The 25,238-nt window shown below is 60.0% G+C and carries 17 protein-coding genes and 3 rRNA genes; 6 read left to right on the top strand and 14 right to left on the bottom strand.

Annotated elements, in window-relative coordinates; genetic code table 11:
* Positions 1-2 precede the first annotated feature (2 nt).
* From fkpB to murJ, 5 genes are all read right to left on the bottom strand, one after another.
* Complete coding sequence (gene fkpB / locus RIN61_RS14965; protein WP_003258215.1) at positions 3-440, bottom strand: FKBP-type peptidyl-prolyl cis-trans isomerase; 438 nt, start codon at positions 438-440, stop codon at positions 3-5.
* A complete protein-coding gene (lspA, locus tag RIN61_RS14960; protein WP_112251881.1) occupies positions 433-948 on the bottom strand; it encodes a signal peptidase II in 516 nt (171 codons plus the stop codon). The genes fkpB and lspA overlap by 8 nt, the downstream gene beginning before the upstream one ends.
* On the bottom strand, positions 941-3,772 hold the full coding sequence (gene ileS, locus RIN61_RS14955) for an isoleucine--tRNA ligase (protein WP_112251880.1): 2,832 nt from the start codon (positions 3,770-3,772) through the stop codon (positions 941-943). The genes lspA and ileS overlap by 8 nt, the downstream gene beginning before the upstream one ends.
* On the bottom strand, positions 3,769-4,719 hold the full coding sequence (gene ribF, locus RIN61_RS14950; RefSeq protein WP_112251879.1) for a bifunctional riboflavin kinase/FAD synthetase: 951 nt from the start codon (positions 4,717-4,719) through the stop codon (positions 3,769-3,771). Before ribF ends, ileS begins: the two co-directional genes overlap by 4 nt.
* Positions 4,720-4,837: 118 nt before the next feature.
* Entirely contained in the window at positions 4,838-6,376 is a 1,539-nt protein-coding gene (gene murJ / locus RIN61_RS14945; protein WP_112251878.1) for a murein biosynthesis integral membrane protein MurJ, read from the bottom strand.
* Positions 6,377-6,626: 250 nt separating this feature from the next.
* Between murJ and rpsT the strand changes: the two genes are divergently transcribed.
* Entirely contained in the window at positions 6,627-6,905 is a 279-nt protein-coding gene (gene rpsT / locus RIN61_RS14940; RefSeq protein ID WP_003247625.1) for a 30S ribosomal protein S20, read from the top strand.
* A gap of 245 nt (positions 6,906-7,150) precedes the next feature.
* Here the strand turns inward: rpsT and RIN61_RS14935 are convergent, their stop codons facing one another.
* The 8 genes from RIN61_RS14935 to RIN61_RS14900 all read right to left on the bottom strand — a co-directional run bounded on the left by RIN61_RS14935 (position 7,151) and on the right by RIN61_RS14900 (position 19,469).
* The gene (locus RIN61_RS14935) at positions 7,151-9,451 is read right to left on the bottom strand and encodes a PqiB family protein (protein WP_112251877.1); all 2,301 of its coding nucleotides are present in this window, start codon (positions 9,449-9,451) and stop codon (positions 7,151-7,153) included.
* Positions 9,444-10,067, bottom strand: a complete 624-nt coding sequence (locus RIN61_RS14930) for a paraquat-inducible protein A (protein ID WP_015268842.1) — start codon at positions 10,065-10,067, stop codon at positions 9,444-9,446. The genes RIN61_RS14935 and RIN61_RS14930 overlap by 8 nt, the downstream gene beginning before the upstream one ends.
* A complete protein-coding gene (locus RIN61_RS14925; protein ID WP_112251876.1) occupies positions 10,054-10,713 on the bottom strand; it encodes a paraquat-inducible protein A in 660 nt (219 codons plus the stop codon). The genes RIN61_RS14930 and RIN61_RS14925 overlap by 14 nt, the downstream gene beginning before the upstream one ends.
* Positions 10,714-11,016: 303 nt before the next feature.
* Positions 11,017-11,132, bottom strand: a 5S ribosomal RNA gene (rrf, locus tag RIN61_RS14920).
* 144 nt (positions 11,133-11,276) lie between these two features.
* Positions 11,277-14,169: ribosomal RNA gene (locus tag RIN61_RS14915) — 23S ribosomal RNA — on the bottom strand.
* 292 nt (positions 14,170-14,461) lie between these two features.
* Positions 14,462-15,998 (bottom strand): 16S ribosomal RNA (locus tag RIN61_RS14910).
* Together the 16S, 23S and 5S rRNA genes form the textbook arrangement of a ribosomal RNA operon.
* A 559-nt stretch (positions 15,999-16,557) precedes the next feature.
* Positions 16,558-18,051: a CoA-acylating methylmalonate-semialdehyde dehydrogenase gene (locus RIN61_RS14905; RefSeq protein WP_023662877.1), complete on the bottom strand. Its 1,494-nt coding sequence runs from the start codon at positions 18,049-18,051 to the stop codon at positions 16,558-16,560.
* A 71-nt stretch (positions 18,052-18,122) separates the two neighbouring features.
* Entirely contained in the window at positions 18,123-19,469 is a 1,347-nt protein-coding gene (locus RIN61_RS14900; RefSeq protein ID WP_112254165.1) for an omega-aminotransferase AptA, read from the bottom strand.
* Between the two features lie 118 nt (positions 19,470-19,587).
* On the opposite strand from RIN61_RS14900, the gene RIN61_RS14895 reads away from it, so the two are divergent.
* From RIN61_RS14895 to RIN61_RS14875, 5 genes are all read left to right on the top strand, one after another.
* Positions 19,588-20,505, top strand: coding sequence for a LysR family transcriptional regulator (locus tag RIN61_RS14895; protein WP_025337589.1), 918 nt, complete (start codon positions 19,588-19,590; stop codon positions 20,503-20,505).
* 89 nt (positions 20,506-20,594) lie between these two features.
* Positions 20,595-21,257 (top strand): TetR/AcrR family transcriptional regulator, encoded by a 663-nt coding sequence (locus RIN61_RS14890; RefSeq protein ID WP_112254164.1) that lies wholly within the window; start codon positions 20,595-20,597, stop codon positions 21,255-21,257.
* A 9-nt stretch (positions 21,258-21,266) separates the two neighbouring features.
* Complete coding sequence (locus RIN61_RS14885; RefSeq protein ID WP_112254163.1) at positions 21,267-21,851, top strand: IMPACT family protein; 585 nt, start codon at positions 21,267-21,269, stop codon at positions 21,849-21,851.
* Between the two features lie 473 nt (positions 21,852-22,324).
* On the top strand, positions 22,325-23,011 hold the full coding sequence (locus tag RIN61_RS14880) for an SDR family oxidoreductase (protein WP_112254162.1): 687 nt from the start codon (positions 22,325-22,327) through the stop codon (positions 23,009-23,011).
* An 86-nt stretch (positions 23,012-23,097) separates the two neighbouring features.
* Positions 23,098-24,045: an adenosine deaminase gene (locus RIN61_RS14875; RefSeq protein ID WP_112254161.1), complete on the top strand. Its 948-nt coding sequence runs from the start codon at positions 23,098-23,100 to the stop codon at positions 24,043-24,045.
* Positions 24,046-24,065: 20 nt separating this feature from the next.
* Here the strand turns inward: RIN61_RS14875 and RIN61_RS14870 are convergent, their stop codons facing one another.
* Entirely contained in the window at positions 24,066-24,779 is a 714-nt protein-coding gene (locus tag RIN61_RS14870; protein WP_112254160.1) for an ArsR/SmtB family transcription factor, read from the bottom strand.
* Between the last annotated feature and the right edge of the window lie 459 nt (positions 24,780-25,238).

Below are 25,238 nucleotides of genomic sequence, written 5' to 3'. Positions count from 1 at the left end.
GCTTACAGGGCCTTCACCTCGAGGATCTCCACCTCGAAGGTCAGGGTCTTGCCAGCCAATGGGTGATTGAAGTCGATGGTCACCTGGTCGTCATCGAACGCTTTGACCACACCTGGCAGCTCGGTGTTGGCGGCGTCGTTGAAGATGATCAACAGCCCTTCGGACAACTCCATGCCCTCGAACTGGGACCGCGGCATGACTTGCACGTTCTGCGGGTTGGGCTGGCCGAAGGCGTTCTCCGGGGCCACCACGACGGTACGCTTGTCACCGCCTTTGAAGCCGAACAGCGCGTTCTCGAAACCTGGCAGCAGGTTGCCATCGCCAACCTTGAAGGTGGCCGGGGCCTTGTCGAACGTGCTGTCGACGGTGTCGCCGTTTTCCAGGTGCAGCGCGAAGTGCAGGGTGACTTCGGTGTTCTGGCCGATACGGGTGTCAGTCATGGACCGGATCCTCGGACTTCTTGCTCTTGAACATATCCAGCGCCAGCATCACCGCACCGACGGTGATGGCGCTGTCGGCCAGGTTGAAGGCCGGGAAGTAATGGCGGTTCTGCCAGTGCACCAGGATGAAGTCGACCACATGGCCGAGCACGACGCGATCGTACAAGTTGCCGATCGCGCCACCCAGCACCAGCGCCAGCGCCACGGCCAGCCAGGTCTCGTTGCGCCCCAGGCGCTTGAGCCACACCACCAGCACGGCACTGACCGCCACCGCGATCAGGGCGAACAGCCAGCGCTGCCAGCCGGAGCTGTCCGCCAGGAAGCTGAACGCCGCGCCGGTGTTGTAGGCCAGGGTCCAGCTGAAGTAGTCGGGGATGACGACGATCTGCTGGTACATGGTCAGGGCGTTGTTGAAATACAGCTTGGTGGCCTGGTCGAGGACCAGTACCACCAGGCTCAGCCAAAGCCATGCAAGGCGCCCGAAGCGCCCCGCTGCAGGGTTAGGCATAGTGGCGCACCTCGCCGGAACCGCTGAGGTTGTCGACGCAACGGCCGCAGATTTCCGGATGCTCCGGGTGGCTGCCGACGTCGGCGCGGAAGTGCCAGCAACGGCCGCACTTGGCGTGGCCGGACTTGACCACTTGCAGCTTGAGGCCTTCGACTTCGGTGGCCACGGCTTCGGCCGGCGCCTGTACGAACGGCACCACACTGGCAGCCGAGGTGATCAGCACAAAGCGCAGTTCGTCGCCCAGCTTGCCCAGGTCGGCACTCAGGCCTTCGTCGGCGTACAAGGTGACTTCGGCTTGCAGGTTGCCGCCGATGACCTTGGCGGTACGCTGGTTTTCCAGTTCCTTGTTGACCGATGCCTTGACGGCCATCACGCGGTCCCAGTAGGCGCGGTCCAGTTCGCTGCCTTCTGGCAGCTCGCTCAGGCCTTGGTACCAGCCGTTGAGCATTACCGACTCGTTGCGCTCGCCTGGCAGGTACTGCCAGATCTCGTCGGCGGTGAACGCCAGGATCGGCGCGATCCAGCGCACCAGCGCCTCGCTGATGTGGTACAGCGCGGTCTGGCAGGAACGGCGGGCGACACTGTTGGCGCCGGTGGTGTACTGGCGGTCCTTGATGATATCGAGGTAGAAGCCGCCCAGTTCCTGCACGCAGAAGTTGTGCACCTTGGAGTAGACGTTCCAGAAACGGTACTCGCTGTAGTGCTCTTCCAGCTCGCGCTGCAGCAGCAGGGTACGGTCTACGGCCCAGCGGTCCAGCGCCAGCATGTCCTCCGGGGCCAGCAGGTCGCGGGCCGGGTCGAAGCCGGACAGGTTGGAGAGCAGGAAGCGTGCAGTGTTGCGGATACGTCGGTAGGCGTCGGCGCTGCGCTGCAGGATCTGCTCGGAAACGGCCATTTCACCGGAGTAGTCGGTAGCGGCAACCCAAAGGCGCAGGATATCGGCACCCAGGGTGTTGTTGACCTTCTCCGGCTCGATGGTGTTGCCCAGCGACTTGGACATCTTGCGGCCGTTCTCGTCCACGGTGAAGCCGTGGGTCAGCAGTTCGCGGTACGGCGCGTGGCCGTCGATGGCGCAACCGGTCAGCAAGGACGAGTGGAACCAGCCGCGGTGCTGGTCGGAACCTTCCAGGTACAGGTCGGCACGCGGGCCAGTGGCGTGGCCGATGTCGTGCGAGCCACGCAACACATGCCAGTGGGTGGTACCCGAGTCGAACCACACATCGAGGGTGTCGGTGATCTTGTCGTACTGCTCGGCTTCAGCGCCCAGCAGTTCGGCGGCGTCCAGCTTGAACCAGGCCTCGATGCCTTCCTGTTCGACGCGCTTGGCCACTGCTTCCATCAGCTCGACGGTGCGCGGGTGCAGCTCGCCGGTCTGCTTGTGCAGGAAGAATGGGATCGGTACGCCCCAGTTGCGCTGACGCGAGATGCACCAGTCCGGGCGGTTGGCGATCATCGAATGCAGGCGCGCCTGGCCCCAGGCCGGGACGAACTTGGTGTCCTCGATGGCTTTCAGTGCACGCTCACGCAGCGGCTCGCCGGTGGTCGGCTGCTTGTCCATACCCACGAACCACTGCGCGGTGGCGCGGTAGATCAGCGGGGTTTTGTGGCGCCAGCAGTGCATGTAGCTGTGGCTGATGGTTTCGGTGTGCATCAGCGCACCGACTTCGCTCAGCTTCTCGACGATGGCCGGGTTGGCCTTCCAGATGAATTGACCGCCGAAGAATGGCAGGGAGTCGACATACACGCCGTTGCTCTGCACCGGGGTGAGGATATCGTCGTTGACCATGCCGTAGCGCTTGCAGGTGACGAAGTCGTCTTCACCGTAGGCTGGCGAGGAGTGCACCACGCCGGTACCGGCGCCCAGTTCGACGTAGTCGGCCAGGTAGACTGGCGACAGGCGGTCGTAGAACGGGTGGCGGAAGTTGATCAGTTCCAGCGCCGAACCCTGGGCGGTGGCGATGACCGAGCCCTCCAGGCTGTAGCGCTTGAGGCACGACTCGACCAGCTCTTCGGCCAGTACCAGCAGGCGCTCGCCGGTGTCGACCAGGGCGTACTTGAACTCGGGGTGGATGTTCAGCGCCTGGTTGGCCGGGATGGTCCACGGGGTGGTGGTCCAGATCACGATGGCGGCCGGCTTGGCCAGCGAAGCCAGGCCGAAGGCAGCGGCCAGCTTGGCCTCGTCGGCTACCGGGAAGGCAACGTCGATGGTCTGCGATTTCTTGTCGGCGTACTCGACTTCGGCCTCGGCCAGGGCCGAACCGCAATCGAAGCACCAGTTCACCGGCTTCAGGCCCTTGAACACGAAGCCTTGCTTGACCATTTCGGCCAGGGCGCGGATTTCACCGGCCTCGTTGGCGAAGTTCATGGTCTTGTACGGGTTGTCCCAGTCACCCAGCACGCCCAGGCGGATGAACTCGGTCTTCTGCCCTTCGATCTGCTCGGCGGCATATTCGCGGCACAGCTCGCGGGTGCGGTCGGCGGACAGGTGCTTGCCGTGGGTGACCTCGACCTTGTGCTCGATCGGCAGGCCATGGCAGTCCCAGCCCGGCACGTACGGCGCATCGAAGCCGGCCAGGGTCTTGGAACGGACGATCATGTCCTTGAGGATCTTGTTCAGCGCATGACCGATGTGAATCTTGCCGTTGGCATAGGGCGGGCCGTCGTGCAGGACGAACTTGGGACGATCCTTGCCAATTTCGCGCAGCTTCTGGTACAGGCCAATGCTGTCCCAGCGCTGCAGGATCTGCGGTTCGCGCTGAGGCAGGCCGGCCTTCATGGGGAAGGCGGTGTCCGGAAGGTTAAGCGTGGCTTTGTAGTCGGTCATTTCAGGCTCTTCGTTAACGGTTGAGCGTGCCAATGTGCACGTGCGGCGGCGATATCCGCATCGATCGCCGACTTCAGCGCCTCCAGGGAGGCGAAACGCTGCTCTTCACGCAGCTTGTGGTGGAACTCCACCGTCAGGCGCCGGCCATACAGGTCGCCGGCATAATCCAGCAGATGAATCTCCAGGTGCGGGCGCCCGTCACCGGCAACGGTGGGGCGCACGCCGATATTGCCGACACCCGGCCAGGCCTTGCCGTCGATTTCGATGCTGGCCAGGTAGACCCCGGACAGCGGTACGCGGCGGCGCTTGAGCTGGATGTTGGCGGTAGGTGTGCCGAGCTGGCGGGCCAGCTTCTGGCCATGCAGCACGCGGCCGCTGATGCGGTACGGGCGGCCCAACAGGTGCTCGGCCAGCTCGAAGTTGCCTTCGGACAGGGCCTTGCGCACTTCGGTGCTGCTGACACGCAGGCCGTCCTGGATCACCGTGTTGGCGGCCTCGACGGTGAAGCCGTACTGCTTGCCGGCCTCGACCAGGAAGGCGAAGTCGCCGGCGCGGTCGCAGCCGAAGCGGAAGTCATCGCCCACTTCGAGGTGGCGTACACCCAGGCCGTCGACCAGGATGGCCTTGACGAAGTCATCGGCACCGAGCTTGCTCAGGCGCTGGTTGAATGCCAGACACAGCACCCGGTCGATACCCTCGCCCGCCAGCAGTTCGATCTTGTCGCGCAGGCGGGCCAGGCGGGCCGGCGCGGTGTCGGGGGCGAAGTACTCGCGTGGTTGCGGTTCGAAGATTACCACGCAGGTCGGCAGGCCCAAGGCCTGGCCGCGCTCGCGCAGGCGCGCCAGGATCGCCTGGTGGCCGCGGTGAACCCCGTCGAAGTTGCCAATGGTGGCGACACAGCCCCGGTGCTCGGGGCGCAGGTTGTGAAGACCTCGAACCAGCTGCATAACGCGCTTCTTGCTCATAAAGTGGCCGATTATAACCACACCCGGGCGCCGGTGACAGGCAGCAGCGCCCAAGGGCGGCGTGGAATGCGAAAAACCGACGCCTGACCCGCCCGAAGCCTCAGTGCAAGGCCTTGCGAGCGAAATGCCGAGGGCGGAAGCCGCACAGGTACAGGCAGCCGAAATAGGTCACGACGCCCGCCAGAACCAGAGCCCCCAAACGCACCAGGCGCTCGAGCATGTTGCCCTGCTCCCAGGCCGGCAGATAATGCATGCCGGCCAGCAACACCGCCGACATCAGCCCCACCGCCAGCACCAGCTTGAACAGGAACATCCCCCAGCCTGGCTGCGGCTGGAACAGCTGCTTGCTGCGCAGCTTCCAGAACAGCAAGCCGGCGTTCAGGCAGGCCCCCAGGCTGATCGCCAGGGCCAGGCCGGCATGCGCCAGCGGGCCGATCAGGGCCAGGTTGAACAGTTGGGTGCAGACCAGCGTGAATACCGCGATCTTCACCGGTGTACGGATATTCTGCTGCGCATAGAAGCCGGGTGCCAGTACCTTGACCAGGATGATTGCCAGCAAGCCTACGGAATAGGCAATCAGCGCCCGCTGGGTCATGGCCGCATCGGTCGCGGTGAACTTGCCGTACTGGAACAGCGCCACGGTCAGTGGCTCGGCGAGGAGGGCCAGGGCCAGGGTGCAGGGCAGCACCAGCAGGAAGCACAGGCGCAGGCCCCAGTCGAGGATCCGCGAGTACTCCTCGCGGTCCTTGTTGGCGTAGGTCTTGGCCAGGGTCGGCAACAGTATGGTGCCCAGGGCCACGCCCAGTACGCCGGAAGGCAGCTCCATGAGGCGGTCGGCGTAGTACATCCACGACACCGAGCCGGCTACCAGGAAGGAGGCGAAAATGGTGTTGATGATCAGCGAGATCTGGCTCACCGACACCCCGAGGATCGCCGGCAGCATCTGCTTGAGCACCCGCCACACACCAGCATCACCCAGGTTCAGGCGCGGCAGCACGAGCATGCCGATCTTCTTCAGCGCTGGCAGCTGGTACAGCAACTGTGCCAGGCCACCGGCCAGCACGCCCCATGCCAAGGCCATGATCGGCGGGTCGAAATACGGCGTGAGCAGCACCGCGAAGGCGATCATCGCCACGTTCAGCAGGGTCGGGGTAAAGGCCGGCACCGAGAAGCGGTTCCAGGTATTGAGGATCGCACCGGCCAGGGAGGACAGCGAGATCAGCAATATATAAGGAAAAGTCACCCGCAACAGGGCGGTGGTCAGCTCGTATTTTTCGGCACTGTCGACAAAGCCTGGCGCAGTCGCCCACACCACCCACGGCGCCGCCAGGATGCCGATGGCTGTCACCAGCGCCAGAACCAGGGTCAGCAGGCCGCTGACATAGGCAACGAAGGTGCGGGTCGCCTCCTCGCCTTGCTGGGTCTTGTATTCAGCCAGAATCGGCACGAAGGCCTGGGAAAACGCGCCCTCGGCGAAGATGCGCCGCAGCAGGTTGGGCAGTTTGAAGGCAATGAAGAAGGCATCGGTGGCGATGCCGGCGCCGAATACACGCGCCAGGATGGTGTCGCGGACAAAGCCCAGCACCCGCGAAATCATGGTGATCGAGCTTACCGCAGCCAGGGATTTGAGCAGGTTCATCGAAAAGATTCACGCCAAGGGCAGAGGACGCTGCCAGACAGCGTCCGAATGTGCGATACTCCCGCGCCTTCGCAGGGGAGCCAAAAAATCCCGAGTTTACAGGTCGCGCAGCAGAAAGGAATATTTCCCTCTTGTTGGCGCACCGCTCGGCGGAACCTTGCAGGTGGCCTTGACATCCGTTCGACTGATCGGCATGATTCGCGGCCTATTTTGTTTGCTATTTACCTAAAGTCTTTCGAGGAGCTCGACGGTGGCCAACACACCTTCCGCCAAGAAACGTGCAAAACAGGCTGAGAAGCGTCGCAGCCACAACGCCAGCCTGCGTTCCATGGTCCGCACCTACATCAAGAATGTAGTCAAGGCCATCGACGCAAAAGACGCCGAAAAAGCGCAAGCCGCTTACGTTCTGGCTGTACCTGTAATCGACCGTATGGCCGACAAGGGCATCATCCACAAGAACAAGGCTGCTCGTCACAAAGGCCGTCTGAATGGCCACATCAAGGCGCTGAAAGAAGCTGCAGCTGCCTAAGCGACGTGCTAGTCGAAAAGCCGACCCTAGGGTCGGCTTTTTGTTGCCTGCGATTTGTGTTTGCGCCCCCTCTGCGGGAACAGCCTTCTGTGGGAGCGGCCTTGTGTCGCGAAAGGGTCGCAAAGCGGCCCCCAGCAATTTCAGCATCTGCGCTGAGATAAGGGGGCCGCTGCGCGCCCCTTTCGCGACACAAGGCCGCTCCCACACAAAAAAAGCAGGGCCATGTTTGGTAGCCCTGCCATATGCTACTTCGCTATCTGAATCTTCGGCGCCCACTGCAGCCATTCATCCTCGGCCTTGTCGAACAAGGCAAAGGTCTGCTGCGGCCGTGCCGGGTTGCCCATCTGCTCGCCATCCGGCGTGGCAAAGGCGATACCGCCGTCGATCATGGTCTCCACCGACTCGGTACGCACCGTAGCCCCCTTGAACAGCCCCCAGTCGAAACCGAAGCCACTGCTGTTCCAGAAGCGGCTGCCGCTGCGCACCAGGGCCGCATAGCGCGGCTCGATCAGGATGTGGATCAGTACACGGTCAGCGCTCTGGCCCAACTCGAAGCCCGTCACCTTGCCCACCGCAACCTCACGGTAGGTTACCGGCACGCCCGGCTTGATCGAGCCACGGCGCGGGGCGCTTAGTGTCAAAGGCAGACCAACCTCCGGCCCTGCCACCTGCGGGGCGTCGGCCAAGGCGATGAAATCGCGCTGCGGGCCACGGTCCTTGGCAGCCGGCTGCACCTCCAGATACTGCCCACCCACCAACGTGTCGAGGTTCTGCGTGCGCACCAGGCCAAAGGCTGGCTTGACCACCCAGAACTGCGTACCAACGCGGGCGATACGCTCCGCCGCTTCGGTAATGCGCGCCCGCAGCAGCACCGCCTGCAAGTCATCGGTCAGGTCGACGCTCTCGATGCTGCCCACATCCAGGCCGCGGAAGCGAATCGCCGTGCCCGGCTTGAGGCCATCGGCACGGTCCACGCGAATGGTGATCAACGTACCCGCGCGATTGACCGCTTCCTGGCTGTCATGCAGGCGGAAGCGTGGGATGTGGCGCTTGAGCGGCACATCGGGCCGTGGCGTGTCGAACGCAATACCACCAGCCATCAGGGTTTGCAGTGATTCACTCTTGATCTTGATGCCCGACAGGCCGCCCGTCAGGGTGATACCGCTGACATTCCAGAAGCGCGACGAACCATTGACCAGTTTTTCGTATTCCTTCTCGATATGCACACCGATCAGGATGCGGTTGCTGTTGCGGGCGAACTGGTAGCTCTGCACGCTACCCACCTTCACCTGGCGGTACATGACCGGGCTACCGACTTCCAGCGAACCCAGGGTGTCGGCGAACAACACCATGTGCAGGCCTGGTGCCTTGAGGTCGAGCGGCGGCGCCTTGGCACGGGCTTCGAACTCACGCTCGGGCCGCGCCCCCTTGTCACCAGGGCGAATGGCGATGTAGTTACCCTTTACCAGCGCCTCCAGGCCGGTGATACCCGCCAGGGAAATCGATGGCTTGACCACCCAGAACTGCGTGCCCTCGACCAGATAGTCCTCGGCCAACGGGTCCAGCGTAAGCTCGGCCGATGCACTGGCCAGGTTGTCTGCCATTGTCAGGGATTTCAGCGAGCCCACCTGGATGCCCTTGTACATGACCGGTGTACGGCCCGCCTGCAGGCCCTCGTAATCGCTCAATTTCACCTTTACCCGGATACCTGCCTGGGCCGCATCGAAGTCCTCATACAGACGGAACGGCAGGTTCGAGTCGGTGGGTGGGCTGTCCTTGCGGTGTTCCGGTGTGGCAAAGGCGATACCACCGGCAACAATGCTCGACAGCGATTCGCTACGCACTTTCACGCCCGAGAGCGAGGCGTCGATGCTGACGCCGCTGGCATTCCAGAAACGCGTATGCTTGCGCACCAGGCTGGCATAGGCCGGCTCGATGAAGACTTTGATCTCGACGGTGCTCTGGTCTTCGGACAGGCGGTAGCTTTTAACCCGGCCAACCTGGATCTGCTTGTAGAACACCGGGCTGTCACGGTTGAGCGACCCCAGCCGCTCGGCCTTCAGGGTAAGGTGCAGGCCCGGCTCGGTATCCGACAGTGGCGGCGCCACCTTCAAGGCGGTAAAACGCTTGGTGCGCTCCCCCTCCCCCGGGCTGACGGCGATGTAGTTGCCTGATACCAGTGTTTCCAGGCCGGAAATACCCGCCAGGCTGACACTCGGCTTCACCAGCCAGAAACGCGTACCCTTGGTCAGATGAGGCTCGGCAGCCTTGTTCATCTCGATGGTGGCGATCACCCCCTGGTTCTCACCCTTGGCGTCTAGCACCAGGCTTTTGACCTTGCCAACCGGCATGCCCTTGTAGATCACCTCGGTCTTGTTGGCGACGATACCCTCGCCCGACTCGAAGCGGACTTCAATTTCCACCCCGGCATCACGGTAAGCCTGCCACGCAAGCCAGCCACCGATCATCAAGGCGATCAAAGGCAGGATCCAGATGGCCGACCAGTTCGAGGCTGGGCGGGTTTTAGCCGTTGGCAGGTCACTCATGGTCGTCATCCGACTCCGTGTTATCCCAAATCAGTCGGGGATCGAAAGTTAAAGCGGCAAGCATTGTCAGGATCACCACAGTTGCAAAGGCGACAGCGCCCAGGTTGGCTTCGACACTGGCTATTCGGCCGAAATTCACCACCGCCACCAGGATGGCGATAACGAAGATATCGAGCATGGACCAGCGTCCAATGAATTCGATGAAGCGGTACATCAATATCCGTTGCCGCGCCGAAAGCGGCTGGCGACGCTGAACGGAGTACAACAGCAAGCCGATGCCCACCAGCTTGAACGTGGGCACCAGGATACTGGCAATGAACACCACGGCAGCAATGGGCACCATGCCATGCTTGAGCAAGGTGATGACGCCGGACATGATCGTGTCGGGGCTGCCTTGGCCCAAGGTACTCACGGTCATGATCGGTAGCATGTTGGCCGGGATGTACAGGATCGACGCAGCAATCAGCAGCGCCCAAGTGCGTGCGATGCTGTTCGGCCGACGGGCATGCACTATGGCGCCGCAGCGCGTACAGGTCTGTGAAGTGCTGTCTGGCTGTTGCCTGTTCAGCTCGTGACATTCATTGCAGACGAGAATGCCTGCATCAATCGCCCGCATGCAGGTCCTCTCCTGATAGTGCACTCCAGATCTGGTGCGGTGACATCACCACCTCGAGCCACACCTGGATCAACAACAGGCTGATGAAGCAGAACAGCCCCAGCCCCACGGTCAGTTCGGCCAGGTCCACCAGCTTGACGATGGCCACCAGCACGCCCATGAAATAGACCTCGAGCATGCCCCAGTCACGCAAGTGGTGATAGATGCGATAGAACAGCAGGCCGAAACTACGCCCCACGTTCAGGCGGATACTCAAGAGCACCAGCAGCTGACAGAGCAGTTTTGCCAGAGGGATGGCCATGCTGCACAGGAACACTACCACGGCCACGCCGCGCATTCCCGAGTTGTACAGGCCCAGCACGCCGCTCCAGACGGTATCGTCCGATGTCTGGCCCAGCAGGTGCAGCTGCATGATCGGCAGGAAATTGGCAGGCACAAACAGTAGCAAGGCAGTAAGTACCAGAGCCAGGCTGCGGTTGACCACATTGTGCCGATGAGCGTAGAGCTCATAGCCACAGCGTGGGCATTGGGCCTTCTCGTCATGCTGGAGCATGGGCTTGCGCAGCAGCAGGTCGCATTCATGGCAGGCGACAAGCTCGTCCAGCGGCAACTGGGCCAAGGTTTCAGGTTCGACAGGTTTGGGCATATAGCGCTTCTGAATAGGTGCGTGGGCCTATTCTAGTGTTCTGGCTCGAATTGTGGGAGGCGACATAACAGCGGGCCTGCGCGATCTTTGTAGGAGCGGCCTTGTGTCGCGACCGGGCGCGCAGCGGCCGCAATCCGGGCGACGCGGTTTACCTGGGAGATCGAGGAGGCAGGTTTGGCGGCCGCTGCGCGCCCGATCGCGACACAAGGCCGCTCCTACAGGGGCCGCGTATGCCTGGAAGTTTTTGCGCCAGAAAGACAAAACCCCTACCTGCACGCGCAGATAGGGGTTTTGCGAAATGAATCTTGACGATGACCTACTCTCACATGGGGAAACCCCACACTACCATCGGCGATGCATCGTTTCACTGCTGAGTTCGGGATGGGATCAGGTGGTTCCAATGCTCTATGGTCGTCAAGAAATTCTGTTGCCAGAATGTCCAGATGGACAGCCCAGCGAATTCGGATATGCGATATTTGTGGTGCTTTTGTGAGCAGTGCGAACTTTCGGTTCGTTTCGTCTTCACCACCGCAATCTGCGTCAGCAAATTGCTTGGGTGTTATATGGTCAAGCCTCACGGGCAATTAGTATTGGTTAGCTCAACGCCTCACAGCGCTTACACACCCAACCTATCAACGTCGTAGTCTTCGACGGCCCTTCAGGGGATTCAAGATCCCAGTGAGATCTCATCTTGAGGCAAGTTTCCCGCTTAGATGCTTTCAGCGGTTATCTCTTCCGAACATAGCTACCCGGCAATGCCACTGGCGTGACAACCGGAACACCAGAGGTTCGTCCACTCCGGTCCTCTCGTACTAGGAGCAGCCCCTCTCAAATCTCAAACGTCCACGGCAGATAGGGACCGAACTGTCTCACGACGTTCTAAACCCAGCTCGCGTACCACTTTAAATGGCGAACAGCCATACCCTTGGGACCGGCTTCAGCCCCAGGATGTGATGAGCCGACATCGAGGTGCCAAACACCGCCGTCGATATGAACTCTTGGGCGGTATCAGCCTGTTATCCCCGGAGTACCTTTTATCCGTTGAGCGATGGCCCTTCCATACAGAACCACCGGATCACTAAGACCTACTTTCGTACCTGCTCGACGTGTTTGTCTCGCAGTCAAGCGCGCTTTTGCCTTTATACTCTACGACCGATTTCCGACCGGTCTGAGCGCACCTTCGTACTCCTCCGTTACTCTTTGGGAGGAGACCGCCCCAGTCAAACTACCCACCATACACTGTCCTCGATCCGGATAACGGACCTGAGTTAGAACCTCAAAGTTGCCAGGGTGGTATTTCAAGGATGGCTCCATGAGAACTGGCGTCCCCACTTCAAAGCCTCCCACCTATCCTACACAAGCAAATTCAAAGTCCAGTGCAAAGCTATAGTAAAGGTTCACGGGGTCTTTCCGTCTAGCCGCGGATACACTGCATCTTCACAGCGATTTCAATTTCACTGAGTCTCGGGTGGAGACAGCGCCGCCATCGTTACGCCATTCGTGCAGGTCGGAACTTACCCGACAAGGAATTTCGCTACCTTAGGACCGTTATAGTTACGGCCGCCGTTTACCGGGGCTTCGATCAAGAGCTTCGCTTGCGCTAACCCCATCAATTAACCTTCCGGCACCGGGCAGGCGTCACACCCTATACGTCCACTTTCGTGTTTGCAGAGTGCTGTGTTTTTAATAAACAGTCGCAGCGGCCTGGTATCTTCGACCGGCATGGGCTTACGGAGCAAGTCCTTCACCCTCGCCGGCGCACCTTCTCCCGAAGTTACGGTGCCATTTTGCCTAGTTCCTTCACCCGAGTTCTCTCAAGCGCCTTGGTATTCTCTACCTAACCACCTGTGTCGGTTTGGGGTACGGTTCCCAGTTATCTGAAGCTTAGGAGCTTTTCTTGGAAGCATGGTATCAACCACTTCGTCGCCTAAAGGCAACTCGTCATCAGCTCTCGGCCTTGAAATCCCGGATTTGCCTAAGATTTCAGCCTACCACCTTAAACCTGGACAACCAACGCCAGGCTGGCCTAACCTTCTCCGTCCCTCCATCGCAATAACTGGAAGTACAGGAATATTAACCTGTTTTCCATCGACTACGCTTTTCAGCCTCGCCTTAGGGACCGACTAACCCTGCGTCGATTAACGTTGCGCAGGAAACCTTGGTCTTTCGGCGTGCGAGTTTTTCACTCGCATTGTCGTTACTCATGTCAGCATTCGCACTTCTGATACCTCCAGCAAGCTTCTCAACTCACCTTCACAGGCTTACAGAACGCTCCTCTACCGCGTCATCGTAAGATGACACCCGTAGCTTCGGTGCATGGTTTGAGCCCCGTTACATCTTCCGCGCAGGCCGACTCGACTAGTGAGCTATTACGCTTTCTTTAAAGGGTGGCTGCTTCTAAGCCAACCTCCTAGCTGTCTAAGCCTTCCCACATCGTTTCCCACTTAACCATGACTTTGGGACCTTAGCTGACGGTCTGGGTTGTTTCCCTTTTCACGACGGACGTTAGCACCCGCCGTGTGTCTCCCATGCTCGGCACTTGTAGGTATTCGGAGTTTGCATCGGTTTGGTAAGTCGGGATGACCCCCTAGCCGAAACAGTGCTCTACCCCCTACAGTGATACATGAGGCGCTACCTAAATAGCTTTCGAGGAGAACCAGCTATCTCCGAGCTTGATTAGCCTTTCACTCCGATCCACAGGTCATCCGCTAACTTTTCAACGGTAGTCGGTTCGGTCCTCCAGTCAGTGTTACCTAACCTTCAACCTGCCCATGGATAGATCGCCCGGTTTCGGGTCTATACCCAGCGACTAAACGCCCTATTAAGACTCGCTTTCGCTACGCCTCCCCTATTCGGTTAAGCTCGCCACTGAATATAAGTCGCTGACCCATTATACAAAAGGTACGCAGTCACCTAACAAAGTAGGCTCCCACTGCTTGTACGCATACGGTTTCAGGTTCTATTTCACTCCCCTCTCCGGGGTTCTTTTCGCCTTTCCCTCACGGTACTGGTTCACTATCGGTCAGTCAGTAGTATTTAGCCTTGGAGGATGGTCCCCCCATATTCAGACAAAGTTTCTCGTGCTCCGTCCTACTCGATTTCATTGACAAGAGATTTTCGTGTACGGGGCTATCACCCACTATGGCCGCACTTTCCAGAGCGTTCCACTAATCTCAAACCAACTTAAGGGCTGGTCCCCGTTCGCTCGCCACTACTAAGGGAATCTCGGTTGATTTCTTTTCCTCAGGGTACTTAGATGTTTCAGTTCCCCTGGTTCGCCTCTTGCACCTATGTATTCAGTACAAGATACTCAGCTTATGCTGAGTGGGTTCCCCCATTCAGAGATCTCTGGATCACAGTCTGTTTGCCGACTCCCCAAAGCTTATCGCAGGCTACCACGTCTTTCATCGCCTCTGACTGCCAAGGCATCCACCGTATGCGCTTCTTCACTTGACCATATAACCCCAAGCAATCTGGTTATACTGTGAAGACGACATTCGCCGAAAATTCGCATGTTGCTCTTTCGAGCAGAACTCACAAATTTTACCTTAGCCTGATTAACCAGCAGTGAAACTGGTCATCAGTCTATATCTATCACATATCCGAATTTTTAAAGAACGATCTGACAAAAGTCAGAAATCAACATTCGAAGCGAATGCTCATTTCCGAGTTCTGACCAGGAACAACGTCTTCAACCATGAATCAAGCAATTCGTGTGGGAGCTCATCAGTAGGCTGATGTCGTCGATTAAGGAGGTGATCCAGCCGCAGGTTCCCCTACGGCTACCTTGTTACGACTTCACCCCAGTCATGAATCACACCGTGGTAACCGTCCTCCCGAAGGTTAGACTAGCTACTTCTGGTGCAACCCACTCCCATGGTGTGACGGGCGGTGTGTACAAGGCCCGGGAACGTATTCACCGCGACATTCTGATTCGCGATTACTAGCGATTCCGACTTCACGCAGTCGAGTTGCAGACTGCGATCCGGACTACGATCGGTTTTGTGAGATTAGCTCCACCTCGCGGCTTGGCAACCCTCTGTACCGACCATTGTAGCACGTGTGTAGCCCAGGCCGTAAGGGCCATGATGACTTGACGTCATCCCCACCTTCCTCCGGTTTGTCACCGGCAGTCTCCTTAGAGTGCCCACCATAACGTGCTGGTAACTAAGGACAAGGGTTGCGCTCGTTACGGGACTTAACCCAACATCTCACGACACGAGCTGACGACAGCCATGCAGCACCTGTGTCAGAGTTCCCGAAGGCACCAATCCATCTCTGGAAAGTTCTCTGCATGTCAAGGCCTGGTAAGGTTCTTCGCGTTGCTTCGAATTAAACCACATGCTCCACCGCTTGTGCGGGCCCCCGTCAATTCATTTGAGTTTTAACCTTGCGGCCGTACTCCCCAGGCGGTCAACTTAATGCGTTAGCTGCGCCACTAAAATCTCAAGGATTCCAACGGCTAGTTGACATCGTTTACGGCGTGGACTACCAGGGTATCTAATCCTGTTTGCTCCCCACGCTTTCGCACCTCAGTGTCAGTATCAGTCCAGGTGGTCGCCTTCGCCACTGGTGTTCCTTCCTATATCTACGCATTTCACCGCTACACAGGAAATTCCACCACCCTCTACCGTACTCTAGCTCGCCAGTTTTGGATGCAGTTCCCAGGTTGAGCCCGGGGCTTTCACATCCAACTTAACGAACCACCTACGCGCGCTTTACGCCCAGTAATTCCGATTAACGCTTGCACCCTCTGTATTACCGCGGCTGCTGGCACAGAGTTAGCCGGTGCTTATTCTGTCGGTAACGTCAAAACAGCAAGGTATTAGCTTACTGCCCTTCCTCCCAACTTAAAGTGCTTTACAATCCGAAGACCTTCTTCACACACGCGGCATGGCTGGATCAGGCTTTCGCCCATTGTCCAATATTCCCCACTGCTGCCTCCCGTAGGAGTCTGGACCGTGTCTCAGTTCCAGTGTGACTGATCATCCTCTCAGACCAGTTACGGATCGTCGCCTTGGTGAGCCATTACCCCACCAACTAGCTAATCCGACCTAGGCTCATCTGATAGCGCAAGGCCCGAAGGTCCCCTGCTTTCTCCCGTAGGACGTATGCGGTATTAGCGTTCCTTTCGAAACGTTGTCCCCCACTACCAGGCAGATTCCTAGGCATTACTCACCCGTCCGCCGCTGAATCAAGGAGCAAGCTCCCGTCATCCGCTCGACTTGCATGTGTTAGGCCTGCCGCCAGCGTTCAATCTGAGCCATGATCAAACTCTTCAGTTCAATACTGCTTGGGTTTTTAAGAAACCCTAAACTTGGCTCAGCAATCTCAAATGACTATGTGATTTCTCGCATGGCCACTTGTGATGCTGATAATCTTTGTGACTATCAGTCCGTACTCACAAGCACCCACACGAATTGCTTGATTCGATTTGTTAAAGAGCGTTTGGTTAAGAGCCTTTCGTCTCAACCGAGGCGCGCATTCTACGCTTTCCTCATTTGCTGTCAAGCGTTTATTTTGAAGTTTTTTGCGAGAAACTCGTTTAGCTTCAAACACTTGACTCGCTGCGATCTCTCGTAGCGGGAGGCGAATCATACAGCGTTTAAAAGCGCTGTCAACCATCATCTCAACCGCTGTCGATCAGTTGATCGTAGCGCTTTCAGCTTCTTCTTAACTACTTAACCCCTTGATGAACAAGGAGTTTTTCGTTCCGATGTCGCTGGAAGTGGGGCGCATTATAAGGGGATTCGAGAGGGCGTCAACCCTTAATTTCAAGAAACTTTAATATCGCTGAAAAACAAAGCGGGGAGGCCTGTCGGCCTCCCCGCTTCTGCTCATCCCTTACAAACTAGGGAAGGCAAACTGCGAAGCCTCATGGCTGGCCCGCTGCGGCCAACGCTGGGTGATCGCCTTGCGGCGGGTATAGAAGCGCACACCGTCCGGGCCATAGGCATGCAAGTCACCGAACAGCGAGCGCTTCCAGCCACCAAAGCTGTGGTAAGCCACCGGCACCGGCAGCGGCACGTTCACACCAACCATGCCCACTTCGATCTCGTCGCAGAACAGGCGCGCCGCTTCACCGTCACGGGTGAAGATGCAGGTGCCGTTGCCATACTCGTGATCGTTGATCAGCTGCATGGCCTGCTCCAGGCTGTTCACACGCACTACGCACAACACCGGGCCGAAGATCTCTTCCTTATAGATGCGCATCTCCGGGGTCACCTTGTCGAACAGGGTGCCACCAACGAAGTAGCCATCCTCATTACCGGCCACACGGAAGCCACGGCCATCCACCACCAGCTTGGCACCAGCAGCGACACCGTCATCAATGTAGCCTACTACCTTGTCACGGGCAGCAGCCGTGACCAGCGGGCCCATGTCCAGGCCGCACGAGGTGCCGGCACCAATCTTCAGCGCCTTGATCTGTGGTTCCAGCTTGGCAATCAGGGCGTCGGCCACCTGATCACCCACGCACACCGCCACCGAAATGGCCATGCAACGCTCACCGCACGAACCGTAGGCAGCACCCATCAGTGCGCTAACGGCATTATCCAGGTCGGCATCCGGCATCAGCACCGCATGGTTCTTCGCACCACCCAGGGCCTGCACACGCTTGCCGCGCTTGGTGCCTTCAGCGTAGATGTACTCGGCGATCGGGGTCGAACCGACGAAGCTCAAGGCTTTCACTTCCGGCGCTTCGATCAGCGCATCCACCGCTTCCTTGTCGCCGTGCACCACATTGAGGATGCCCTTCGGCAGGCCGGCTTCCAGCAGCAGCTGGGCGATGAACAGGGTCGAGCTCGGGTCGCGCTCGGAAGGCTTGAGGATGAAGGCGTTGCCGCAGGCGATGGCCAGTGGGTACATCCACAGCGGTACCATGGCCGGGAAGTTGAACGGGGTGATACCGGCAACCACGCCCAGCGGCTGGAAGTCGGACCATGCATCGATGTTCGGGCCGACGTTGCGGCTGTACTCGCCTTTCAGCACTTCCGGTGCGGCGCAGGCGAACTCGACGTTCTCGATGCCACGCTTCAGTTCGCCGGCAGCATCTTCCAGGGTCTTGCCGTGCTCTTCGCTGATCATCTGCGAGATACGCGCTTCGTTCTGCTCCAGCAGTTGCTTGAAGCGGAACATCACCTGGGCGCGCTTGGCCGGAGGGGTGTTGCGCCAGGCCGGGAAGGCCGCCTTGGCCGAGTCGATCGCTTCCTGCACGGTCGCGCGGCTGGCCAGTTCGACCTTGCGCACGGCCTGGCCGGTGGACGGGTTGAAGACATCGGCGGTGCGCTCACCCTTGGTAACCAGTTCGCCGTGGATCAGGTGCTGAACAATGCTCATGCAAAACTCCAGATAAAGAAGGTTGAGGCAGGCGCGATGTGTTCACGCGCCTGGCATCAGAATCGGAAAGATTAGTCGATCAGGTTCAGGGTTTCGCCCACTGCGTCGAACAGGCGGTCCAGCTCCTGCGGCGTGGTGTTGAAGGTTGGGCCGAACTGCAGGGTGTCGCCACCGAAGCGTACATAGAAGCCTGCCTTCCACAGTTTCATCGCCGCTTCGTACGGACGCACGATGGCATCACCGTCGCGGGCTGCGATCTGGATCGCACCGGCCAGGCCGTAGTTGCGGATATCGACGATGTTCTTGGTGCCTTTCACGCCATGCAGCAGCTTCTCGAAGTGCGGTGCCAGCTCGGCGGCGGCCTGTACCAGGTTTTCCTTCTGCAGCAGGTCCAGCGCGGCGATGCCGGCGGCACAGGCTACCGGGTGGGCCGAGTAGGTATACCCGTGCGGGAATTCCACGGCGTATTCCGGGGTCGGCTGGTTCATGAAGGTCTGGTAGATCTCGCTGCTGGCGATCACCGCGCCCATCGGGATGGCGCCGTTGGTCACCTGCTTGGCGATGCACATCAGGTCCGGGGTCACGCCGAAGGCTTCGGCGCCAGTCATTGCGCCCATGCGGCCGAAGCCGGTGATCACTTCGTCGAAGATCAGCAGGATGTTGTGCTGGGTGCAGATTTCACGCAGGCGCTTCAGGTAACCCTTCGGCGGCGGCAGCACACCAGCCGAACCCGCCAGCGGCTCGACGATCACAGCAGCGATGTTGGAGGCGTCGTGCAGCTCGATCAGCTTGAGCATCTCGTCAGCCAGGGCGATACCGCCCTCTTCCGGCATGCCTTTGGAGAAGGCGTTCACCGGCAGCACGGTGTGAGGCAGGTGGTCGACATCCAGCAACTGACCGAACAGCTTGCGGTTACCGTTGACACCACCGAGGCTGGTGCCGGCGATGTTCACGCCGTGGTAGCCACGGGCACGGCCGATGATCTTGGTCTTGGTCGCCTGGCCTTTAAGGCGCCAGTAAGCTCGCACCATCTTCAGCGCGGTGTCGGCACACTCGGAACCGGAGTTGGTATAGAACACATGGTTCAGGTCGCCCGGGGTCAGCTCGGTGATCTTCTCGGCCAGCTGGAACGACAGCGGGTGGCCGAACTGGAAGGCCGGGGAATAGTCCAGAGTGCCGATCTGGCGAGCCACCGCCTCGGTGATTTCCTTGCGGGTATGCCCGGCGCCACAGGTCCACAAGCCGGACAGGGCATCGAAGATCTTGCGCCCCTGGTCGTCGAACAGGTAGCTGCCTTCGGCCGCCACAATCAGGCGTGGGTCGCGCTGGAAGTTGCGGTTGGCGGTGTAGGGCATCCAGTGGGCATCCAGCTTGAGCTGGCTGGCGATACCGGCGGTAGCGGTTTCGGGCATGTTCATCGGCGGTTCCTCGGAAGACGATTAGGCAACGATGGATGTTGTTGCAGCTAAATTGGCACGGCGATAAAGTCTGAAAAAGCCAACATTTCTAATCTTCAGACAGCCCCTGAGTAAACTAATGAGCCGACGCCCCGATCCACTCGCCCAAGTCAGCGATTTCGACATCCGCCTGCTGAAGATCTACCGCAGTGTCGTCGAGTGCGGCGGCTTCTCGGCCGCGGAGAACGTGCTGGGCATTGGCCGTTCGGCCATCAGCCAGCAGATGAACGACCTCGAACAGCGGCTCGGCCTGCGTTTATGCCAACGCGGGCGCGCCGGCTTCTCGCTGACCGAAGAAGGCCGCGAGGTCTACCACTCAGCCCTGCAACTGCTCAGTGCCCTGGAAAGCTTCCGCACAGAGGTCAATGGCCTGCACCAGCATTTGCGTGGCGAGCTGAACATTGGCCTGACCGACAACCTGGTGACCTTGCCGCACATGCGCATTACCCATGCGCTGGCCGAACTCAAGGACCGCGGGCCCGATGTGCGAATCCAGATCCGCATGATCGCACCCAGTCAGGTCGAGCACGGCGTGCTCGATGGCAGCCTGCATGTCGGGGTAGTGCCGCAGACCAGCCCGCTTTCGGGCCTCGAGTACCAACCGTTGTACAGCGAGCGCTCGCTGCTGTACTGCGCGGTCGGCCATCCGCTGTTCTATGCCGACGACCAGCAGATCGACGACGACCGCCTGAATAGCCAGGAAGCCATTACTCCCACCTTCCGCCTGCCGGCTGAAATCCAGGCGCATTACCAGGCGCTGAACTGCACGGCCAGCGCTTCGGACCGCGAAGGCATGGCGTTTCTCATCCTTACCGGGCGCTACATCGGCTACCTGCCAGACCACTACGCTACATTCTGGGTGCAGCAGGGTCGCTTGCGTGCTCTCAAGCCCCGGCAACGCTTCTATGACCTGAGCCTCAGCTGGGTAACGCGCAAGGGCCGGCGGCCGAACCTGGTGCTGGAAAGCTTCCTCGAAAGCCTGGCTGCGACACGCTGATGCCAGTCTGTGCCGCAAACGCTTGTCACTTCGGCACAGGCAGGTAATCTTGTCGACAGCCGCAGCCACTGACCCGTACGGAATCGTCCATGACCCTAGAAGTCCCTGCGCATCGCCTCTCCGCCTCGGGCAAGCCCGCGGGCCGCATCCGCCAGAAGAACGAACAGGCCATTATCCAGGCCGCCGAAGACGAGTTTGCCCGCCATGGTTTCAAGGGCACCAGCATGAACACCATCGCCCTCAAGGCGGGGTTGCCCAAGGCCAACCTGCATTACTACTTCACCAACAAGCTGGGCCTGTACATTGCCGTGCTCAGCAACATCATCGAATTGTGGGACAGCACCTTCAACGCTTTGAGCGTCGACGACGACCCTGGCGAAGCCCTGAGCCAGTACATCCGCACCAAGATGGAGTTCTCGCGGCGCAACCCGCAAGCTTCGCGGATCTTCGCCATGGAGGTGATCAGCGGCGGCACCTGCCTCAGTGAGTACTTCAGTGCCGACTACCGCGAATGGTTCCGCGGCCGGGCCGCAGTGTTCCAAGCCTGGATCGAAGCCGGCAAGATGGACCCGGTCGACCCGGTACACCTGATCTTCCTGCTGTGGGGCAGTACCCAGCATTACGCCGACTTCGCCACCCAGATCTGCCAGGTAACCGGCCGCAGCCGCCTGACCAAACAGGACATGGAAGACGCGAGCAACAATCTTATCCACATCATTCTGAAGGGCTGCGGCATCAAGCCGGTTGCCTGATCGTCATTTATGCCTTCTACCCTGCTCGACCTCTGCGAATACCGCGAGGAAATCCGCAAAAGCCGCTTCATCACCCTGGCCGGGCCGATCAGCAGTGCCGCCGATGCGATGAGTTTCATCGAACGCCACAGCGACCTGGCCGCCACCCACAACTGCTGGGCCTGGAAGCTTGGCGCCCAATACCGCAGCAGCGATGACGGCGAACCTGGCGGTACCGCGGGGCGGCCGATCCTCGCGGCCATCGAAGCGCAGGACTGCGACCAAGTGGTGGTGCTGGTGATCCGCTGGTACGGCGGCATCCAGCTGGGCACCGGCGGCCTGGCCAGGGCCTATGGCGGCGGCGCCAACAAGTGCCTGCAACAGGCCCCCAAGCGGCTGCTGGTGCAGCGCAGCGAATTCACCTGCAGTTGCAGTTTCAGCGAACTGGCACTGGTGAAGCTGCGCCTGGCGGAGGTTGACGGCCTGGTCCTGGATGAACAATTCACCGCCAATGGCGTGGACCTGCTGATTGCACTCGGCGACACCCACCTTGCGCCACTGCAGCAGCAGTTGGCCGACTTGAGCCGCGGGCGCATTCTGCTCGAAGCACGTTGAACATTGCCCACAGCAACTGTGGGCCGGCCTGTGGATAAGCTTGGGGCACTCGCTTGCAGGCTAATGTTTTCAAGGCCCGCAGAGCTTTGATCATATTTTGATCACTGTTTGATGACAGCCGCAACGTGCTGAATGCGCGGGAGTTATCCCCAGCGCAAGGCCGCAAGCGCCAGTCTGCGGCTCCTCAGCTTGCACACAATAACTGTGGAACAGCCTGTGGATAACCCGTGCGTCAACAGGCGAAGCGCCCGGCCACGCAAGGCTACGGGGCGACTGATCGTTTTTTAACCAGCTAGCGGGCAAGGCTTGAGATTGCCGGGGCTGCTTTGCAGCCCTTTCGCGACACAAGGCCGCTCCTACAGGGGATCGCATACTCCTGTAAGAGCGGCCTTGTGTCGCGATGGGCCGCAAAGCGGCCCCGGTGCATTATCCTCAATACCTTTCCTCGCCAACCGATCACGGAGCGCATCCACATGGCTAACGCAAAAACCGCACTTATCGTCGGCGCCTCGCGCGGGCTGGGCCTGGGCCTGGTGCAACGCCTGCACGAAGACGGCTGGAACATTACCGCCACCGTGCGCAACCCGCAGCAGCCCGGCGCCCTGGCGGATGTGCCAGGCGTGCGCATCGAACAGCTGGAAATGAACGACACAGCCCAGCTCGATGGCCTGAAGCAACGCCTGCAAGGCCAGGTGTTCGATCTGGTGTTCGTCAACGCGGGCGTCATGGGCCCCCTGCCACAAGACCTGGAGACGGTGCAGAACAAGGACATCGGCGACCTGTTCATGACCAACGCCGTGGCGCCTATCCGCGTGGCCCGCCGCCTGGTCGGTCAGGTACGCGAAGGCAGCGGCGTGCTGGCCTTCATGAGCTCGATCCTGGGCAGCGTGACTATCCCCGACGGCGGCGAAATCTGCCTGTACAAGGCCAGCAAGGCGGCCCTGAACTCGATGATCAACAGCTTTGTCGTGGAACAGCAACGGCCCGACCTGTGCGTGCTGGCCATGCACCCGGGCTGGGTGAAAACCGACATGGGTGGCGAAAACGCCGAGATCGACGTACTGACCAGTACCCGCGGCATGCTCGAACAGATCAAGGCACAAAGCGGCAACGCTGGCCTTCGCTTCATCAACTACAAGGGCGAACCCTTGGTCTGGTGATTCACCAGGTCGCAGCCTGGCCGGGCGCAATGCCCGGCCAGGCTCTGTAGAATGGCGGCAACCGTACCTGATCGAGATGACCCACTATGTATGACTGGTTGAACGCCCTGCCCAAGGCCGAACTGCACCTGCACCTGGAAGGCTCGCTGGAGCCCGAGCTGCTGTTCGCCCTGGCCGAGCGCAACAAGATCGCCTTGCCCTGGGCCGATGTGGAGACCTTGCGCGGTGCCTATGCTTTCAACAACCTGCAGGAGTTCCTCGACCTGTATTACCAGGGCGCCGACGTGCTGCGCACCGAGCAGGACTTCTACGACCTGACCTGGGCCTACCTGCAACGCTGCAAGGCGCAGAACGTCATCCACAGCGAACCGTTCTTCGACCCTCAGACCCACACCGACCGCGGCATCCCGTTCGAAGTGGTGCTCAACGGCATCAACCAGGCGCTGAAGGACGGCCGTGAACAGCTCGGCATCAGCAGTGGCCTGATCCTCAGCTTCCTGCGCCACCTCAGTGAAGAGCAGGCGCAGAAAACCCTCGACCAGGCGCTGCCGTTTCGCGACGCGTTCATCGCCGTTGGCCTGGACAGCTCGGAAATGGGCCACCCGCCGAGCAAGTTCCAGCGTGTGTTCGATCGCGCCCGCAGCGAAGGCTTCGTCGCCGTGGCGCATGCTGGCGAGGAAGGCCCACCCGAATACATCTGGGAGGCCCTGGACCTGCTGAAGATCAAACGCATCGACCACGGCGTGCGCGCCATCGAGGACGAGCGGCTGATGCAGCGCATCATCGACGAGCAGATCCCGCTCACGGTGTGCCCACTGTCGAACACCAAGCTCTGCGTGTTCGACCACATGAGCCAGCACAACATCCTCGACATGCTCGAGCGCGGCGTGAAGGTAACCGTCAACTCGGATGACCCGGCCTACTTCGGTGGCTACGTCACCGAGAACTTCATGGCCCTGCACACCCACCTGGGCATGACCGAAGACCAGGCCCGCCGACTGGCGCAGAACAGCCTGGACGCGCGATTGGTGTGACTGGAACGGCGACGTTGCGCTCAACCAACCTGTAACGTCGCCACGCGGGCAATGCGATTGATCTGCTGGATACCCAGCGCAGAAATATGCAATGCCCGCGAATCCTCGGCCTCGCGCATCCAGCCAGATTGCAGGAACAGCCGGAACAAGGCCTGCCCCAGCACGCCGCCCAGGTGCGGCCCCTGGTCGTTCCACTCGGTGCAGCGGCAGATCACACAGCCGCGTTGCTGATGCGGCGCCAAGGCGTCGATGTAGACCCCGACCAAAGCCAACTGCGTCCGCCCCTCCTCGCTTACCATCAGCTGTCGACCACTACCCTCCAGCCAGCCGGCCACCACCAGACGGTGATACAGCTCACCGGCCAGTTCCCCGCCCAGGTGATCGCCACAGCGACGCGCCCTGCGTATCGACATGGGCAGCGATGATACCGGCGCCTTGGCCCGTTCCCCCCTGGCGCTCTCCAACTGGACACTGGCCAAGGCCTCCACCGCTGCCCCGACTTGCGGGGTGGCCAGCCGGAAATAGCGCTTGCGGCCCCGTGCTTCATGCCGGAGCAAGCCGGCCGACGACAACAACGAAAGGTGAGCGCAGGCCGATGACGAGGTCAGGCCTGTCATTACCGCGAGTTCGTTGGCCAGCCGCGGCGTGCCATCGATCAATGCCCACAACATGGCACTGCGCTTGGGGTCGGCCATCAGGCTGGCAATCTGGCTGATACTGCTGGCTGCGTTCATGTCCCTGTAACTCCCTGCAAGTTCACTTTGTGGATGCGATGGCCACCCCTGGCAGGGAAGCGCCTCTCGCTGGCACTGGCCTGGTTCGCCAGTATAAGCCGCAAAAAACGCCATTCAGGCAGCGCCACGCAGTGGCACCACCGGCAAAAAACCACTGGGTATACCTACCCATGGCAAGCAGCGAAACTGTGCGCGAAACCTGCCTGGACCGCGCGGGCAAGCAGCCCGGCACACATGGCAGGAGCAAGGAAACGACAGGCGGAAAAAACACCGGATGCAACTTCGGACGCGGCCGACAACCAATTTCCACAAGTAGCGCAAGCTAAAGCGAAGGTTCCACGGGCTTGCGGGCATTGCGTCCCAAGCAGGAAAAAACATGTAGAAAACGTTTCCGCCGACCGTCAGTCAGGTCACTGATGCAGGTCATGGCAGGCAGAAGGTGTAACGCTACACTTCATC

The sequence above is a fragment of the Pseudomonas inefficax genome (assembly GCF_032164165.1).
Classification (GTDB): domain Bacteria; phylum Pseudomonadota; class Gammaproteobacteria; order Pseudomonadales; family Pseudomonadaceae; genus Aquipseudomonas; species Aquipseudomonas inefficax.
The sequence above is the reverse complement of the archived record's forward strand: the minus strand, read 5'-3'. Positions and strand labels throughout refer to the sequence as shown.